This window comes from Micromonospora sp. A202, assembly GCF_006715105.1.
Classification (GTDB): Bacteria; Actinomycetota; Actinomycetes; order Mycobacteriales; family Micromonosporaceae; genus Micromonospora; species Micromonospora zamorensis.
Genome location: NZ_VFMP01000001.1, coordinates 629,906 through 645,508, shown reverse-complemented (window position 1 = coordinate 645,508; position 15,603 = coordinate 629,906). Strand labels below are relative to the sequence as shown.

At 71.8% G+C, this 15,603-nt stretch carries 16 protein-coding genes and 1 pseudogene; 8 read left to right on the top strand and 9 right to left on the bottom strand.

What is annotated here, in order from left to right; all coding sequences use genetic code 11:
* Positions 1 to 7: 7 nt before the first annotated feature.
* Together FBZ33_RS03150 and mca are read right to left on the bottom strand one after the other, a co-directional pair.
* Entirely contained in the window at positions 8 to 301 is a 294-nt protein-coding gene (locus FBZ33_RS03150; protein WP_141907932.1) for a hypothetical protein, read from the bottom strand.
* Positions 302 to 349: 48 nt separating this feature from the next.
* Positions 350 to 1,231, bottom strand: a complete 882-nt coding sequence (gene mca, locus FBZ33_RS03145; RefSeq protein ID WP_141907931.1) for a mycothiol conjugate amidase Mca — start codon at positions 1,229 to 1,231, stop codon at positions 350 to 352.
* Between the two features lie 203 nt (positions 1,232 to 1,434).
* On the opposite strand from mca, the gene FBZ33_RS03140 reads away from it, so the two are divergent.
* Together FBZ33_RS03140 and greA are read left to right on the top strand one after the other, a co-directional pair.
* Positions 1,435 to 1,875 carry a DUF4307 domain-containing protein gene (locus FBZ33_RS03140; protein WP_141907930.1) on the top strand — a complete coding sequence of 147 codons (441 nt, stop codon included), beginning with the start codon at positions 1,435 to 1,437 and terminating at the stop codon, positions 1,873 to 1,875.
* Between the two features lie 156 nt (positions 1,876 to 2,031).
* A complete protein-coding gene (greA, locus tag FBZ33_RS03135) occupies positions 2,032 to 2,529 on the top strand; it encodes a transcription elongation factor GreA (RefSeq protein ID WP_099850624.1) in 498 nt (165 codons plus the stop codon).
* A 61-nt stretch (positions 2,530 to 2,590) separates the two neighbouring features.
* Here the strand turns inward: greA and ilvA are convergent, their stop codons facing one another.
* From ilvA to FBZ33_RS03110, 5 genes are all read right to left on the bottom strand, one after another.
* Entirely contained in the window at positions 2,591 to 3,811 is a 1,221-nt protein-coding gene (gene ilvA, locus FBZ33_RS03130) for a threonine ammonia-lyase (RefSeq protein ID WP_088946265.1), read from the bottom strand.
* The gene (locus FBZ33_RS03125; protein WP_141907929.1) at positions 3,808 to 4,761 is read right to left on the bottom strand and encodes a DUF4328 domain-containing protein; all 954 of its coding nucleotides are present in this window, start codon (positions 4,759 to 4,761) and stop codon (positions 3,808 to 3,810) included. Before FBZ33_RS03125 ends, ilvA begins: the two co-directional genes overlap by 4 nt.
* A gap of 45 nt (positions 4,762 to 4,806) precedes the next feature.
* On the bottom strand, positions 4,807 to 6,216 hold the full coding sequence (locus FBZ33_RS03120; RefSeq protein ID WP_088946263.1) for an amidase: 1,410 nt from the start codon (positions 6,214 to 6,216) through the stop codon (positions 4,807 to 4,809).
* A gap of 12 nt (positions 6,217 to 6,228) precedes the next feature.
* Complete coding sequence (locus FBZ33_RS03115) at positions 6,229 to 7,371, bottom strand: cystathionine gamma-synthase (RefSeq protein WP_088946262.1); 1,143 nt, start codon at positions 7,369 to 7,371, stop codon at positions 6,229 to 6,231.
* Positions 7,372 to 7,472: 101 nt separating this feature from the next.
* Positions 7,473 to 8,522, bottom strand: a complete 1,050-nt coding sequence (locus tag FBZ33_RS03110) for a hypothetical protein (protein WP_141907928.1) — start codon at positions 8,520 to 8,522, stop codon at positions 7,473 to 7,475.
* Between the two features lie 119 nt (positions 8,523 to 8,641).
* Between FBZ33_RS03110 and FBZ33_RS03105 the strand changes: the two genes are divergently transcribed.
* The 4 genes from FBZ33_RS03105 (at position 8,642) to FBZ33_RS03090 (ending at position 11,624) form a co-directional block, all read left to right on the top strand.
* Positions 8,642 to 9,064, top strand: coding sequence for an HIT family protein (locus FBZ33_RS03105; protein ID WP_141907927.1), 423 nt, complete (start codon positions 8,642 to 8,644; stop codon positions 9,062 to 9,064).
* Positions 9,065 to 9,139: 75 nt separating this feature from the next.
* Complete coding sequence (gene msrA / locus FBZ33_RS03100; protein ID WP_141907926.1) at positions 9,140 to 9,802, top strand: peptide-methionine (S)-S-oxide reductase MsrA; 663 nt, start codon at positions 9,140 to 9,142, stop codon at positions 9,800 to 9,802.
* A 386-nt stretch (positions 9,803 to 10,188) separates the two neighbouring features.
* Complete coding sequence (locus FBZ33_RS03095) at positions 10,189 to 11,118, top strand: ribonuclease Z (RefSeq protein WP_141907925.1); 930 nt, start codon at positions 10,189 to 10,191, stop codon at positions 11,116 to 11,118.
* Entirely contained in the window at positions 11,115 to 11,624 is a 510-nt protein-coding gene (locus tag FBZ33_RS03090; protein ID WP_141907924.1) for a GNAT family N-acetyltransferase, read from the top strand. The genes FBZ33_RS03095 and FBZ33_RS03090 overlap by 4 nt, the downstream gene beginning before the upstream one ends.
* Before the next feature lie 155 nt (positions 11,625 to 11,779).
* Here FBZ33_RS03090 and FBZ33_RS03085 read toward each other — a convergent pair whose 3' ends face one another.
* A complete protein-coding gene (locus tag FBZ33_RS03085) occupies positions 11,780 to 13,150 on the bottom strand; it encodes a cystathionine beta-synthase (RefSeq protein ID WP_088946256.1) in 1,371 nt (456 codons plus the stop codon).
* A 71-nt stretch (positions 13,151 to 13,221) separates the two neighbouring features.
* Positions 13,222 to 13,578 carry a YkvA family protein gene (locus FBZ33_RS03080; protein ID WP_088946255.1) on the bottom strand — a complete coding sequence of 119 codons (357 nt, stop codon included), beginning with the start codon at positions 13,576 to 13,578 and terminating at the stop codon, positions 13,222 to 13,224.
* Positions 13,579 to 13,728: 150 nt separating this feature from the next.
* On the opposite strand from FBZ33_RS03080, the pseudogene FBZ33_RS03075 reads away from it, so the two are divergent.
* A pseudogene (locus FBZ33_RS03075) lies at positions 13,729 to 14,807 on the top strand (SGNH/GDSL hydrolase family protein); the annotation flags it as partial.
* On the top strand, positions 14,799 to 15,587 hold the full coding sequence (locus tag FBZ33_RS03070) for an SGNH/GDSL hydrolase family protein (protein ID WP_370453071.1): 789 nt from the start codon (positions 14,799 to 14,801) through the stop codon (positions 15,585 to 15,587). The pseudogene FBZ33_RS03075 and the gene FBZ33_RS03070, both read left to right, overlap by 9 nt.
* Positions 15,588 to 15,603 lie beyond the last annotated feature (16 nt).

Below are 15,603 nucleotides of genomic sequence, written 5' to 3'. Positions count from 1 at the left end.
GCGCGGACTACCCGTTCCGCTGCTGCTGGTGCCCATTGGGAGCGGGCGTGGATGAATCACGCCCCCCGGTCCCGTCTGTCGGATCGACGACTGCCGCATCGGCCCTGGTCGGGTCGGTCGGCCCCGCCTGCTGCGGAAACCGGTCGGGCAGGCGGCGCAGCCGAGTGTTCATGTTGCGGATCAGCAGGATGGTCGCGGTGGCCAGCAGCAGGATGAGGAACAGGCCCATCGGCCCGGCCAGACCACCCGTGCGGGTGTCCCCGAAGTTGTTCTCCGCGAGCACCTGGGCAGCGGTCAGCATGGCGTTCCTCCGATGTGCGGTTGGTAACCAGGGTAGACCCGACGGAAATCAGCGTGCGTGGGCCGTCTCCCGCACCCCGGCGAAGAGATCCGACTCGGGCAGTGGGCTGTCGACCATCGAGCGGGCCAGCTCGTAGTCCTCGGTCGGCCAGGCACGCTGCTGCAGCTCCATCGGAACCTGGAACCAGAAGCCGTCCGGGTCGACCTGGGTGGCGTGGGCGCGCAACGCGTCGGCGCGAACCGTGAAGTAGTCGGCGCACTCCACCCGCGTGGTGATCCGAGGGCCCTTGTCGGGCCGGTCCTCCCACCGCTTGAGCCACTCCTCGTAGGGCGACTCCAGACCGGCGGCCAGCATGCCCTCGTGCAGGGCCATGATCTTGCCCTTGGAGAAGCCGATGTCGTAGTAGAGCTTCAACGGCTGCCAGGGCGCGCCCAGCTCCGGGTAGCGCTCCGGATCACCGGCGGCCTCGAACGCGGCCATGCTCACCTTGTGGCACATGATGTGGTCCGGGTGCGGGTAGCCGCCCTCTTCGTCGTACGTGGTGACGACGTGCGGACGGAACTCACGCATCAGCCGCACCAGCGGCCCGGCGGCCACCTCGACGTCCTGCAGGGCGAAACAACCCTCGGGCAGCGGCGGCAGCGGGTCACCCTCGGGCAGGCCGGAATCGACGAAGCCGAGCCACGCCTGGTCGACGCCGAGGATCGCCCGTGCGGCGTCCATCTCGGCACGCCGGATCTCGGCGATGTTGGCCCACACGTCCGGCCGGTCGAGCTTGGGGTTGAGCACACTCCCGCGCTCGCCGCCCGTGCACGTCACGACCAGGACGTCCACCCCCTCCGCGACGTACTTCGCCATCGTCGCTGCGCCCTTGCTCGACTCGTCGTCCGGGTGCGCGTGCACGGCCATGAGACGCAGTTGCTCTGCCAACTTCGGCGCTCCTCGTCTGTGCCGGACGGTGGACCCGACCGGGCTCGACCGGCTGACCTGCCGGGATCTTTCCTCACCGCACCCCAGTCGTCGGTCAGCAGCGCGGGCATGACCTGCCATTCCTGCCGCTGGACCGGGTGGGAGGATGGGACTCTGTCATTCTTGCTGATGCCGCCGACAACAACGCCAGGAGATACCCGCCGGTGACCGAGACGCACGCCACAATTTCACGAGGTGCTCCGGTTTTCCCGGCCGGGCGCTACGGCCGCCGCCGCGCACCGGGCGGACGGCGGCGACGCACGTTGCTGGCGGCGGTGGTGCTGCTGGCGCTCGTGGCCACGCTGACTGTGATCTCCGTCCGGCTCTACCGCCAGTACGGTGACCCGGTCTATGACGCCCAGGTGATCACCTACACCGACATCACGGACAATCAGGTGCTGGTCGACTTTCGGGTGACAGTGCCGTCGGGCGGATCGGCGGTCTGCCTGCTGCGTGCCCGGGACCGCGCGGGCGCCGAGGTGGCTCGCGAACAGGTCACGGTGACCGCCGAGCCCGGCAGCCGGCACGTGACGACCCGGCACCGCCTGGCCACCACCGCACGGCCGTTCATCGGCGAGGTCATGCGCTGCCAACCGGTGTCCTGACCTGCCATAACAGCCCCGGCCACGAGGGCCGGGAAGCACCTACGCGCGGTGTCGGATCCGGGCACCGGCGGTGATGGCCGACACCCTGTGTCGTACTGCACTGGTAACTTGGTAGTTCACCTGTCAGCCAGCCACGCACAACTGAGGAGAACGCCTGTGTCCACTGGCAACGAGGCGCCCGCCACCTGGCTGTCGCAGGACGCGCACGACCGCCTCCAGGCCGAGCTCGACGAGCACATCGCCAACCGCCCGGCCATCGCAGCCGAGATCAACGCTCGGCGCGAGGAGGGCGACCTGCGGGAGAACGGCGGCTACCACGCCGCCCGCGAGGAGCAGGGCAAGGCCGAAGGTCGCATCCGCTACCTCCAGGAGCTGCTGCGCACTGCGAAGGTCGGCGAGGCGCCGACGGCGGACGCGGTCTCGCCCGGCATGGTCGTGACGATCTACTTCGATGACGACGCCGACGACACCGAGACCTTCCTGCTCGGTTCGCGGGAGATCGCGGCCACCACCGACCTGACCGTCTACAGCCCCGAGTCGGCGCTCGGCAAGGCCATCCTGGGTGGTCGGCCCGGGCAGACCTGCACCTACACGGCGCCGAGCGGCGCCGACATCAAGGTGACAGTGGTCAGCTTCGAGCCGTTCTCCGGCTGATCGGCGGCGGCCCTACGAGCAGCTCCCCAGCACCGCTTTCGAGGCGTGGCACCCACCGGTGTCACGCCTCGGCGGCGAAAACCACCTGGTAGCCGCTGGCCCGCAGGGCGCTGATCAGCGTGTCCGAGTGCTCCACGCCCCGGGTCTCGACCGACAGCGCCACCTCCACCTCGCCGAGGCCGAGGTGTGGGTTGGCCCGCTGGTGCTCCACGTCCACGACGTTGGCCCGGTGCTCGGCGATCTGGCTGAGCAGCGACGCGAGTTGTCCCGGCCGGTCCGAGCAGCGCACTGTCACCCGCAGGTAGCGACCCGCGGCGGCCAACCCGTGCTCGATCACCCGCAGCATCAGCAACGGGTCGATGTTACCGCCGGACAGCACCGCGACCACCGGCGTCTCCACCTCGACCACGCCCGCCAGCAACGCGGCGACGCCGACCGCCCCGGCCGGCTCGACGACCTGCTTACCGCGTTCCAACAGCATCAGCAGGGCCCGGGAGATGTCCTCCTCGGAGACCGTGACGATCTCGTCGACGAGTTTCCGCACGTGGTTGAAGGTGATCTCCCCCGGCCGACCGACCGCGATGCCGTCGGCGATGGTGGAGAAGGTGGGCAGCCGGACCGGCTCCCCGGCCACCAGCGAGGGCGGGAACGCCGCCGCACCGGCGGCCTGGACGCCGATGATCCGGACGTCCGGTCGCAACGCCTTCGCGGCCACCGCCATGCCCGAGATCAGCCCGCCGCCACCCACCCCGGTGATGATCGTCTTCACTTCCGGGCACTGTTCGAGGATCTCCAGCGCCACCGTCCCCTGACCGGCGATCACGTCGGCGTGGTCGAACGGGTGGATCAGCACCGCGCCGGTGCGCTCGGCGTACGTGTGCGCGGCGACCAGCGACTCGTCGACGGTGTTGCCGGCCAGCTCGACCTGCGCGCCGTACCCCTTGGTGGCGGCCACCTTCGGCAGCGGCGCGTTGACCGGCATGAAGACGGTGGCGTGCGTGCCGACCAGGCCGGCGGCGAGGGCCACGCCCTGCGCGTGGTTGCCAGCGCTGGCCGCGACCACGCCCCGCTCCCGCTCCTCGGCCGACAGCCGGGAGATCCGCACGTACGCGCCCCGCACCTTGTACGAGCCGGCACGCTGCACGTTCTCGCACTTGAGCCAGGTCGGCCCGCCCAGTGCCGCGCTGAGCGGACGGGAGGGCTCCAGCGGAGTGGTCCGGATGACGCCGGCGAGCAACTCCCGTGCGGCCCGCACGTCGTCGAGACTGACCAGTTCCGTCATGCCCCGATCGTGCCACCCGCCTCCGGAGTCCTTTGCGGCGACACCGGCCTCGACTGGTGCTCCGAGGCTGGCGGAACCGAGGCGGCAGGGACCGAGGCGGGCGGGACCGTCCCCGGGGCGAACCCCGCCGGGACCGACCCGGCCGGCCAGACCGGGGCGTTCGGCCAGACCGGGCCGTTCGGCCACGCTGGCGTCGCGCGGGCGATGCGGGCCTCCTGGGCTGCGGAGATCCGCTGGATCAGCAGGTACAGCGCCACCGCGGCGATCACGCAGGCCACCGCGGGCACGGCGTTGCGCAGGAGCGAGTCGCGGTAGTAGTCGCCGTACGCCTGGTAGTCGCCGTTGGTGGATGGTGTCTCCGGCAGCTTGTCGTACGCCCGGCTGTCGAGGCGGCTGACCACCCGCTCGCCGATGCTGAAGACCAGCCAGGCACTCCACCAGACGGTCACCAGGGTTGGGGTGAAGCGCCGCCAGAGGCTGTCCCGCGCCACGTTGGCGATCACCCGGACCGGCATCACGAGGTTCGCGAAGGGCACCAGCCAACCGGCGATCGCCCACCCTGCACCGAGCGTCGGCAGCGCACCTGGGAACGCCTCGATGTTCTTCCGCGCCCGCCAGGTCCAGATGATCACAAGCACGGCGGCGGTGAGGTACGCGGCCACCATGGGCAGCGACAGCACCACCTGCACGATCAACGCGGCGAGCAGCAGCTCATGCTCGTTGTCGACCCGGGCCTGCCGAGCCAGAGCCATCCCCACCAGCGGGGAGAGCGCCACCGCCAGGTACAGCACGGTGGTCGCGCCGACCGCGATGCGGGCGGCCAGACCGAGCCCGCGCACCCGGTAGGTCGGCAGCCCGGGAGTGACGGCGGGCTGGCCCAGCGGTGTGTAGCACCGCTGGCATTCGTTGTGCTCGGGGGACGTGGCGCCCCCACAGGTCTGGCAGTGCATGAGAGCCCCCGGGTCCGCGCGTCGATGCGCGCACACCGTAGACGATCATGCGGTCGCCGGCGACCCCGTTCCGACGCGGGGATAGCCGGGGGCGTGGCGCGCCCACGGGGCGGCCATCTCGAACTGGCCGGCCACACCGAGCAGCAGCAGCTCCGAACCGGGCGGACCGACCAGTTGCACGGCGACCGGCAGGCCGTCCGGGCGTCGACCCACCGGCACCACGACCGCCGGCAGGCCGGCGATGTTCCACGGAGCGGCGTACGGGGCGTACCGGATGTTGGCTGTCATGTTCGCCCGCCAGGACCTCTCCGACCAGCGGGCCGCCTCGGGCGGCGCGGTGGCCAGCGCCGGGGTGAGCAGCAGGTCGACCGAGTGGTCGGTGAAGAAGTCGACCGACCGTTGCCGCCACGCGGCACGGTCGGCCTCCCGCACGTAGCCGCGGCGCTGCGCCCACTCACCCAGCGCGACGTGCCTCCGGGTACGCCGTTGCAGGCCACGCCGGTCCAGCCCGGAGGCCCGGACGTCGGTGGCGGCGGCGGCGAACCAGGTGGCGATGCCCTGAAGGCCGAGCGCGGTGGGGTAGACCGGGTCGGCGGGGACCGTGTCGTGCCCGGCGGCGGCGAGAAGCCGGCCGGCGGCGGCGACCGCGTCCCGGTTCGGCGCGTCGGGTGCGACACCGCGCACCGGCGAGCGCAGCGAGACGCCCACCCGCAGCCGCTGCGGCGGGACCAGCTTCTCGGGACGCCGACCAGCGAGCACCGAGAAGCCGACCGCCGCGTCGGCGACGGTGCTGGTCAGCATGCCGTGCTCGGTGAGACCGAACCAGTCGTCCGCGCCGAGCTGGCAGGGAACCACGCCGCGACCGGGCTTGAGCCCGACCAGGCCGCAACAGGCCGCGGGGATCCGGATCGAACCGAGGCCGTCGTTGCCGTGCGCGATCGGCACCAGCCCCGCCGCCACCGCGGCGGCCGCGCCGCCGGAGGACCCCCCGGGAGTACGCGTGCTGTCCCACGGGTTACGGGTCACCGCGCTGTCGTCGTCGGTGAGTGCCCACAGCCCCAGCTCCGGCATGCGGGTCACGCCGAGGATGACCGCGCCGGCCCCACGCAGCCGACGCACCACCTCGTGGTCGGCCTCGGCGACGTCGCTGCGGGCGGCCGCCGACCCGTTCCAGGTGGGCAGGCCGGCGACCGGAGTGTTCTCCTTGACCGCCACCGGCACCCCGGCCAGCGGCAGGTTCGCCAGGTCCTCCTGCTCGTCGACCTTCTCCGCCTCGGTGATCGCCTCGCCGCCGCGAACGGCGCGGAACGCGGCCAGTTCGCGGTCGGCTCGGGAGATGTACTCGAGGTGGTCGGCGACGACCTGGGTGGCCGAGACGTCACCCCGGCGTACGCCCCGGGCGATCTGCTTGGCGGTCGTCCCGACCCAGGTCGCCTTGATGTCCTGCACGGCCATCCTCCCCAGCGGTCAGCCCAGCGCCTGCTCCAGATCGGCGAGCAGGTCGTCGACCGTCTCGATGCCGACAGACAGTCGCACGAGATCGCCGGGAACTTCAAGCGGCGAGCCGGCAGCACTTGCGTGTGTCATCCGACCCGGGTGCTCGATCAGGGACTCCACGCCACCCAGCGACTCGGCGAGCACGAAGAGCTTGGTGCGGTTGCAGATCTCGACGGCGTGGTCCTCACCACCCGCGGCGCGGAACGAGATCATGCCGCCGAACCGGCGCATCTGCTTCGCGGCCACCTCGTGACCGGGGTGCGAGGGCAGCCCCGGGTAGATCACCTGGGCAACCTTGGCGTGCCCGTCGAGGTACGCGGCGAGCCGCTCGGCGTTGTCGCAGTGCCGGTCCATCCGTACCCCGAGGGTCTTGATGCCGCGCAGTGTGAGCCAGGCGTCGAACGGGCCGTTGATCGCGCCCATCGCGTTCTGGTGGTAGCGCAGCTCCTCGCCGAGTGCGGCGTCGGCGACGATGAGCGCGCCACCGACGACGTCGGAGTGCCCGCCGATGTACTTGGTGGTGGAGTGCACCACGACGTCCGCGCCGTGCGCGATCGGCTGCTGGAGGTACGGCGAGGCGAAGGTGTTGTCGACCACCAGCAGCGCGCCCGCGTCGTGCGCGACACCGGCCAGGGCGGCGATGTCGGCGATGCCGAGCAGCGGGTTGGTCGGCGTCTCCAGCCAGACGATCTTCGTGCGGCCGGGCTGGACCGCCGCCCGGATCGCGTCCGGGTCGGAGACCTTGGCCGGGGTGAACTCCAGGCCCCAGCGCTGGGCGACCCGGGCGAAGAGCCGGTACGTGCCGCCGTACGCGTCGTCCGGGATCACCACGTGGTCGCCCGGCTGGCACACGGCGCGCAGCAGGGTGTCCTCCGCCGCCAGGCCGCTGGCGAAGGCGAGGCCGACCGGCCCGCCTTCCAGCGCTGCCAGGCACTCCTGGAGCGCGTCGCGGGTCGGGTTGCCCGAGCGGCTGTACTCGTAGCCGAGCCGGGGCGCGCCGACGGCGTCCTGCGCGTACGTGCTGGTCTGGTAGATCGGTGGGATCACCGCGCCGGTACGGGCCTCAGGGTCCTGGCCGGCATGGATGGCGAGCGTCTCGAAGCCGTGGTTCATGCTCGTGAGGCTAATCCCCCGTCCCGAGGACTGGAACGGAACCCGCGCTCCCAGGCGGGGGCCGGACCAACCGGCCCGGCCCCCGTGCTTCCGAGGCCCGGTCAGGTGGCCGGAACGGGCAGGACGTGCAGGGTGGCCGGGTTGGCCCCGGTCCAGTCGTAGGAGACCGCATAGACCCGGGCTCCGTTGGGCGCCCAGGCCAACGCGCCCGGGCTGAGTTCGTCGCCCAGCTCGAACTGGGCCAACGCGGTGCCGTCCGACCGGAAGAGGAACACGTCCGGCGCGTAGGTGGCGTCCGCTCCGGCGGCGATCCGGCTGCCGTCGCGGGACACCTCGACGGCATTCGGGTACGCACCGGTCTGGTAGGTCGCCGAGGGGATGCTGATGTCGGCGAACGGGAACGCCTGCACCTCGTACGGGGCACCGGAGGCGGTGTAGAGGGTGGTACCGGTCGGGTCGAGGGCGATGTCCTGCAGGTTGCTGCCGATCGCCGTCCAGTCGTTCGCCCGCAGCAGGGTCAGTGCTCCCCCCGCTCCGATCGCGTACGCGTAGACCGACGCCGGGCTCAACCCCGCCTGCCCGGCCAGCAGCACCGAACGGTTCTGGCTGGCAGCGGCCAGCAGCGGAGCGCCGTAGAAGTCCTGGGTGGTGGCCATCCCCGTGGTCACCCGGGCCGGCTGGCGTCCCAGGTCGATCCGGCCGATGTTGCCACCCCACTGGTCGCAGCCGTAGCCGAACCACAGGTACCGGCCGGTCAACGCCAGTGACGACGGGCACTCGCCCACGCCGGTGTCGTAGCGGGCCGACTCGATCAGGGAGCCGGTGTCGAAGGCGGCGATGGCGTTGGCGCTGGGCAGCGCCACGTAGAGGGTCTGCCGGTCGGCGCTGAGCAGCAGGTCGGTGGGGCCGGGCAGGTCGGCCAGGGTGCCGACGAGAGCGCCGGTCGCGCTGGCCACCACGACGTCGGTGGAGGAGCGGCCACCGCTGACGAAGACCCGGTCGCCGGCGGACACCACGTCGGCCACCTGGGTCAGCGGCAGCGGGGTGGCGGTCGGCGTGGCAGCCGCCACGGCGGGGCCCGGGAACGCGCCGGTGAGCAGCCCGGCGGTCAGTGCCGCCAGGGCCACGGTGGCGCCTCTTCTGATCTGCAAGGTTCATCCTTTCGGAGCGCAGGTCACACCTGCACTGATTTATTTCGATAGATGAGTACCACAGGCGGTGCGGGCGTGGGGGCCCGCGCGTCGCCGGCCCCGCCACCTAGCCTGGGCGGATGAGCGGGTGCGTGTTCTGCGGGATCGTGGCGGGTGAGGTGTCGGCCTTCAAGGTCGCCGACACCCCGGACGGGGTGGCGTTCCTGGACACTCGGCCGGTGTTCAAGGGGCATGTGCTGGTGGTGCCCCGGGTTCATCTGGTGACCCTCGCCGAGTTGCCGTCCAACCTGCTGCCCGGCTACTTCGCGCTGGTCCAGCGCCTGGCGGTGGCGGTGGAGACCGGCCTGGGGGCCGGTGGGACGTTCGTGGCGATGAACAACAAGGTGTCCCAGTCCGTCCCGCATCTGCACACCCACGTGGTTCCACGGACCAAGGGCGACGGGCTGCGGGGCTTCTTCTGGCCACGTACCCGCTACGAGGACGACGCCGACGCCCGGACGCACGCGGACCGGGTCGCCGCCGCACTCCCGGGCGGGGCCTGACTCACACCGGCGCGGGTAAGGAAGGTGGACCCACCGGTGTTACACGCTGGGAGAGGTACGAGAGGAGATCCCCACGTGTTTTTGCGCCGTATGAACGCCGAGATGGTTTCGCCCGACCAGGCCCTGCCGGGCCGTCCGATCGCCATGCCGGTCGCCGACCGCCACGAGGTGCTGGGCACCCCGCTGAAGGGCCCGTTCCCGGAGGGCCTGCAGGTCGCGGTCTTCGGCATGGGCTGTTTCTGGGGCGCCGAGCGGCTGTTCTGGACGCTGCCCGGTGTCTACACCACCTCCGCCGGCTACGCGGGTGGCGTCACCAGGAACCCGACGTACGAGGAGACGTGTTCCGGCCGGACCGGGCACGCCGAGGTCGTCCAGGTGGTGTACGACCCCAGCAAGATCACTTATGAGGACCTGCTGAAGGTCTTCTGGGAGAACCACGACCCGACCCAGGGCATGCGCCAGGGCAACGACGTGGGCACCCAGTACCGGTCGGCGATCTACACGACCACCGACGAGCAGCGGGCCATCGCGGAGTCGTCCCGGGACGCGTTCCAGCCGATCGTGACGCGCGCCGGCAAGGGTGAGATCACCACCGAGATCGCCCCGCTCGGCAGCTACTACTTCGCCGAGGACTACCACCAGCAGTATCTGGCGCCGACCAAGAACCCGAACGGCTACTGCAACCACGGCCCGAACGGGCTGAGCTGCCCGGTCGGCGTGGCTCGAGTCGCCGGCTGACCACCGCCACCTGCACCAGCGTGATGCCCGGCCGCCGATGAGGTGGCCGGGCATTCCCATCTGACCGTGTGATCGAAATCCGTTGCCGAGCCCGCCGGGAACTCGATAACGTGGCCGTACACGTGAAGGGAGGTGGTCCAGACTTGTATAGCAATCGGACTCGTGAGGTGGCTGTCAGCTAGCCGCTGTCCTCGACAGTGATCGGCTCGCCGCGAGGTGGGCAACAGCACCATCGTCGAGACCGTGTGGCAGCGGTGCGGCGAATCCACGACAGCCACCCGACCCCCGGGGTGCCGGCCAAGTCCAGCCGGCCCGCGCAACAGCGCGGAGCGCCCCGGGGGTCGCTCCATATCCGGAGGACCGGCGATATATCCGGAGGACCGGCGATGTCCATGCGCGAGCTGGTGGTGCTCGGGACGGCCAGCCAGGCGCCGACCCGTCAGCGCAACCACAACGGGTACGTGTTGCGCTGGGACGACGAGGTGATCCTCTTCGACCCGGGTGAGGGCAGCCAGCGTCAGCTCCTGCACACCACTGTCACCGCCACCGACCTGACCCGGATCTGCATCACCCACTTCCACGGCGACCACTGCCTCGGCCTGCCCGGCACCATCCAGCGACTCTCCCTGGACCGGGTGCCACACCCGGTCGCCGTGCACTTCCCGGCCGGCGGGGCCGAATACTTCGGCCGGCTCCGGCACGCGACCTCCTTCTACGAGACCGCCGAACTCCAGGTCACCCCGATCGAGACGGACGGGCAACGGATCGCGCTGAGCTGCGGCACGTTGGAGGCACGCCGACTGCGGCACCCCATCGAGACGTACGGCTACCGGCTGGTCGAGCCGGACGGCCACCGGATGCTGCCGGAGAAGCTGACCGCGTACGGCATCGCCGGGCCGGCTGTCGGCGAGCTGATCCGGGTCGGGCACCTGGACCTCGACGGACGTCGCGTCACCCGCGACGAGGTGAGCGAGCCCCGGCCGGGGCAGCGGTTCGCGTTCGTGATGGACACCGGCCTCTGCGACGGGGTGTACGCCCTCGCCGAGCACGCCGACCTGCTGGTCATCGAGTCGACCTTCCTGGAGTCGGAAGCCGCGCTCGCCGCCGAGGTCGGCCACCTGACCGCGGCGCAGGCCGCCCGGGTGGCGACCGAGTCCGGTGTACGCCGGCTCGTGCTCACCCACTTCTCCCAGCGCTACTCCGACCCGCGCCGGTTCCACGACGAGGCACGCGCGCACTTCGACGGTGATCTGATCGTCGCCGAGGACCTGACCGTGGTGCAGCTCCCACCCCGCCGGGTAGCCTCGGCCGGATGACCGTCACGCTCCGCCCAGCAACCGGTGACGACCTGATGGCGGTGGGCGCCCTGCACCAACGCTCCCGGGTCGCCACGTACTCCTCGTTCCTGCCGGCCGAGGCGCTGGCCGACCCGACGCCGGAGGCGATGGGGCGCTACTGGGTCGAGCGGTGGCAATGGGAGCGGGACACCCACCGGATGTTCGTGGCCGAACGGGCCGGGACGCTGGCCGGGTTCAGCTACCTGGGCCCGGACGACGAGGACGACCCGGCCACCGGGCTGCTCAACGCGATCCATCTCGACCCCGGTGAGCAGGGCCGGGGCGTCGGCCGCGCGCTGATGGTGGACGCGCTGGACGCCATGCGGGCGCGAGGATGGCAGCGGGCGGTGCTCTGGGTGCTCCGGGACAACGCCCACGCCCGCGCCTTCTACCAGCGCGGCGGCTGGACCCCGACCGGAGCGGAGCGTGAGGAGCAGATCGGCCTTGCCCCCACCCTCCAACTGCGCTACGCCCGCCCTCTCTGAGCAGTCCTCGCCGGCGCCTTTGCTCTGCTTACCAATAGGCACCAGCGGTGGCCGTGACCGTGACGGTGGGTGGTGGTGCGTATGCGTATGCAGAGCAAAGGGCGCGACAGGGTGGCCCGGTGCCCCGCCCGCAGGCGGGGCACCGGGGACGGGGCTCAGTGGGCGCCGAGGTGGGCCAGGAGATCCTGGCGGGTCAGGACGCCCTTGGGCTTGCCGTCCACCAGGACGAGCGCGGCGTCGGACTTCTCCAGCAGGCCAACGGCCTCGCTGACCGGCTGACCGCCACCGATCATCGGCAGCGGATCGCCCATGTGCCGCTCGATGGTGTCGTGCAGGTGGGCCTGGCCGGTGAAGAGCGCGTCGAGCAGGTCCCGCTCGGCGATCGAGCCGGCGACCTCACCGGTCACCACCGGCGGCTCGGCCTTGAGCACCGGCAGCTGCGAGACGCCGTACTCCCGCATGTAGTCGATCGCGTCACGGACCGTCTCGGTCGGGTGCACGTGCACCAGCTCGGGCAGCCCGCCAGGCTTGCTGGCCAGCGCGTCGGCCACTGTCGGCTCGGCGCCGGAGTTGTCGAGGAAGCCGTACCGGGCCATCCACGAGTCGTTGAAGATCTTCGAGAGGTAGCCCCGGCCGCCGTCCGGCAGCAGCACCACCACCACGTCGTCCGGGCCGGCCTTGCGGGCGACCTCCAGCGCGGCGACCACCGCCATCCCGCAGGAGCCACCGACCAGCAGCCCTTCCTCGCGGGCCAACCGCCGGGTCATCTCGAAGGACGCCTTGTCGGACACCTCGACGATCTCGTCGGCGACACCCTGGTCGTACGTCTCCGGCCAGAAGTCCTCGCCGACGCCCTCCACCAGGTACGGACGGCCGGTGCCCCCGGAGTAGACCGAACCTTCCGGGTCGGCTCCGATGATGCGCACCCGACCCTCGGAGGCCTCCTTGAGGTAGCGCCCGATGCCGGAGATCGTGCCACCGGTGCCCACGCCGGTCACGAAGTGGGTGAGCCCGCCCTCGGTCTGCTTCCACAACTCCGGGCCGGTGGTCTCGTAGTGCGAGCGCGGGTTGGCCGGGTTGCTGTACTGGTTGGGCTTCCAGGCGCCGGGGATCTCCCGGGTCAGCCGGTCGGAGACGTTGTAGTACGAGCGCGGGTCCTCCGGAGCGACAGCGGTCGGGCAGACCACCACCTCGGCGCCGTATGCCCGGAGCACGTCCTGCTTGTCCTGGCTGACCTTGTCGGGGCAGACGAAGACGCACTTGTAGCCCTTGAGCTGGGCCACCAGGGCCAGCCCGACGCCGGTGTTGCCGCTGGTCGGCTCGACGATGGTGCCGCCGGGCTTGAGCAGGCCGGCGGCCTCGGCGTCCTCCACCATCCGCAGCGCGATCCGGTCCTTCACCGAGCCGCCCGGGTTGACGTACTCCACCTTGGCCAGCACGGTGGCCTGGATGCCCTCGGTGACGTTACGCAGACGTACCAGCGGGGTGTTGCCGATCATGTCGACGACGTTGTCGTAGTACTGCACGGTGTGCCCTTCGTTGCGGCGCCGGCGACCGCGGCCGGGCAGACGTTTCCTCGCGTCCAGCGTACGTGCCGTCAGGGCACCAGCCCCCCGGGGATGACCGAGCTGCGGCGGGCTTCCCACTCCAGGAAGCGATCGGTCTCGGCGAGCACGCTGCCAGCCAGCCAGGTGATCATGACCGCGTCGTCGGCGAGCCCGAAGATCGCCAGCGGGATCTCCGGCAGCAGGTCGATCGGCGAGACGATGTACGCCGTGGCGGCGGTCATCAGGGCCAGTCGCAGGCCGCCGTCGTACTCCCCCTTGGTGGTGGCCCGGATCATCCGGGGCAGCGCGGCCAACCGCGTGCCCAACGACGGCCCACCACGGGCCCCAGCCGCCAGTGCCCGCGCGAGGGCCGTGAACGCCGCGCTGCGCTTCAGTGTCTTCCCCATCGTCGCGCTCCTCTCCGCCGGATCAGCGTGGCGGGTCGGCGCAAGTCGGCCGGCCTCTCCTGGACAGATACCCCGTCGCGTCGGTTTCCAGGCACCGGAGTGGCGTCGCGACGACAGCGGCGTGTCGGACCGGCGCGATAATGTCGTGGTATGGGGGTGGCTGATTCCGTCGTACCCGGCGGAGAGCACTGGCGGCAGGCCCGGCGGTTCGCCCGCCTGGCGGCCATCGGGACGGGTGCCACCGCGGCGGCCGCGGTGGCGACCGGCGGCGTGCTGCTCGGCCAGGCCCGGCAGGCCCGACGCACCATCCCGATGGCAGAGGCACCGCCGCCACGCTGCGACGGGACGTACGGCGCGAAGTTCCCTGGTCCCGCGCTCACCATGGTCGTGCTCGGTGACTCCTCGGCGGCCGGCTACGGGGTGCACCGTCGCAGGGAGACACCTGGCGCACTGCTCGCCACCGGCCTGTCCCGTCGGCTGCACCGACCGGTGCGACTGCACCGCTTCGCGGTGGTCGGTGCCATCTCCTCGGCGCTGCGGCACCAGGTCGAGGCGGCGCTGGAGTGCCGACCCGACATCGCGGTGATCCTCATCGGCGGCAACGACATCACCAACCGCACCCCGCGTGGGCTGGCGGTGCGCTACCTCGTCGAGGCGGTGCACACGCTGCGCGACGCCGGCTGCGAGGTGGTCGTCGGCACCTGTCCCGACCTGGGCGCGATCCGCCCGATCCAACCGCCGCTGCGGTGGCTGGCGCACCGGTGGAGCCGTCAACTCGCCGCGGCCCAGACGGTCGCGGTGGTCGAGGCCGGCGGTTGGACGGTCTCCCTCGGTGATCTGCTCGGCCCCCGGTTCACCGCCGAGCCGACCCGGATGTTCGCCTGGGACCGGTTCCATCCCTCCGCCGAGGGGTACGCGATGGCCGCTGCGGCGCTCCTGCCGACGATGCTCTCCGCGCTCGGCGCTGGGCAGGAACGACGGGCCACACCGACCCGGGGCGAGGGCGTACGGTCGCTGCCGGAGGCCGCGCAGCAGGCGGCCCGGCACGCCGGCACGGAGGTCAGCGGCACCCAGGTCCGGGGCCGCGACCGAGGGCCGGCGGGCCGGTGGGCGCAGTTGCGCCGGCGGGCGTTCTTCGGTGTCGGTGCGGTGCCGCACGGGTCCGCCTCGGACACCTCGACAGTGGAGGGACTGGCATGAACGAGCGCAGCGAGCGGGGCGTGATCTCCGGCCTCGCCGGCCGACTGGGTCGGGCGGCGGCGTTCTCGCTGCTCACCGGCACCGTGGGCGGTGCCGCCGTCCTGGCCGGCGAGGCGTTCGTGGCCCGGCACCGGCGGTACGCCCAACCGGAACTGGGGCTGGCCCTGCGGGCCACGATCGGCCGGGCTGGCGCTCCGCCGTTGCGGCTGGTGCTGCTCGGTGACTCGTCAGCGCTGGGCGTGGGCGTCGACCGGCTTGAGGACACCATCGGCGGGCAGTTGGCCAACCTGCTCGCCGAGGGCCCGACGGGCCGGCGGGTGCACCTGTCCAGCGTCGGCGTCTCCGGGTCCCGTTCGACCGACCTGGCCACCCAGGTCGCCCGGGCCCTGCTCGGTGAGCGGCCCGACGTGGCGCTGATCCTGATCGGCGCGAACGACGCCACCGGGCTGCGCCGGCCGGTCGACTCCGCGGCCTATCTCGCTGCCGCGGTGCACCGCCTGCGGGAGGCGCGGGTCGAGGTGGTGGTGGGCACGTGCCCCGATCTCGGCGCGGTGCGTGCCATCGCGCCTCCGCTGCGCCAGGTGGTCGGCTGGTCCGGGCGGCGGATGGCCCGTGCGCAGACCACGGCCGTGCTGGACGCTGGCGGCTCGGTGGTCGACCTGGGCACCGAGACCGGGCCGGTGTTCCGGGCTGACGCGGGGACGCTGTGCCACGACGGCTTCCACCCCTCCGCCGACGGTTACCGGGTGTGGGCGCACGCGCTGCTGCCCGCCGTCGCCGCCGCCGCGACGGTCGCCACCCGGCGCTAGATCGTTCCCGGTCAGG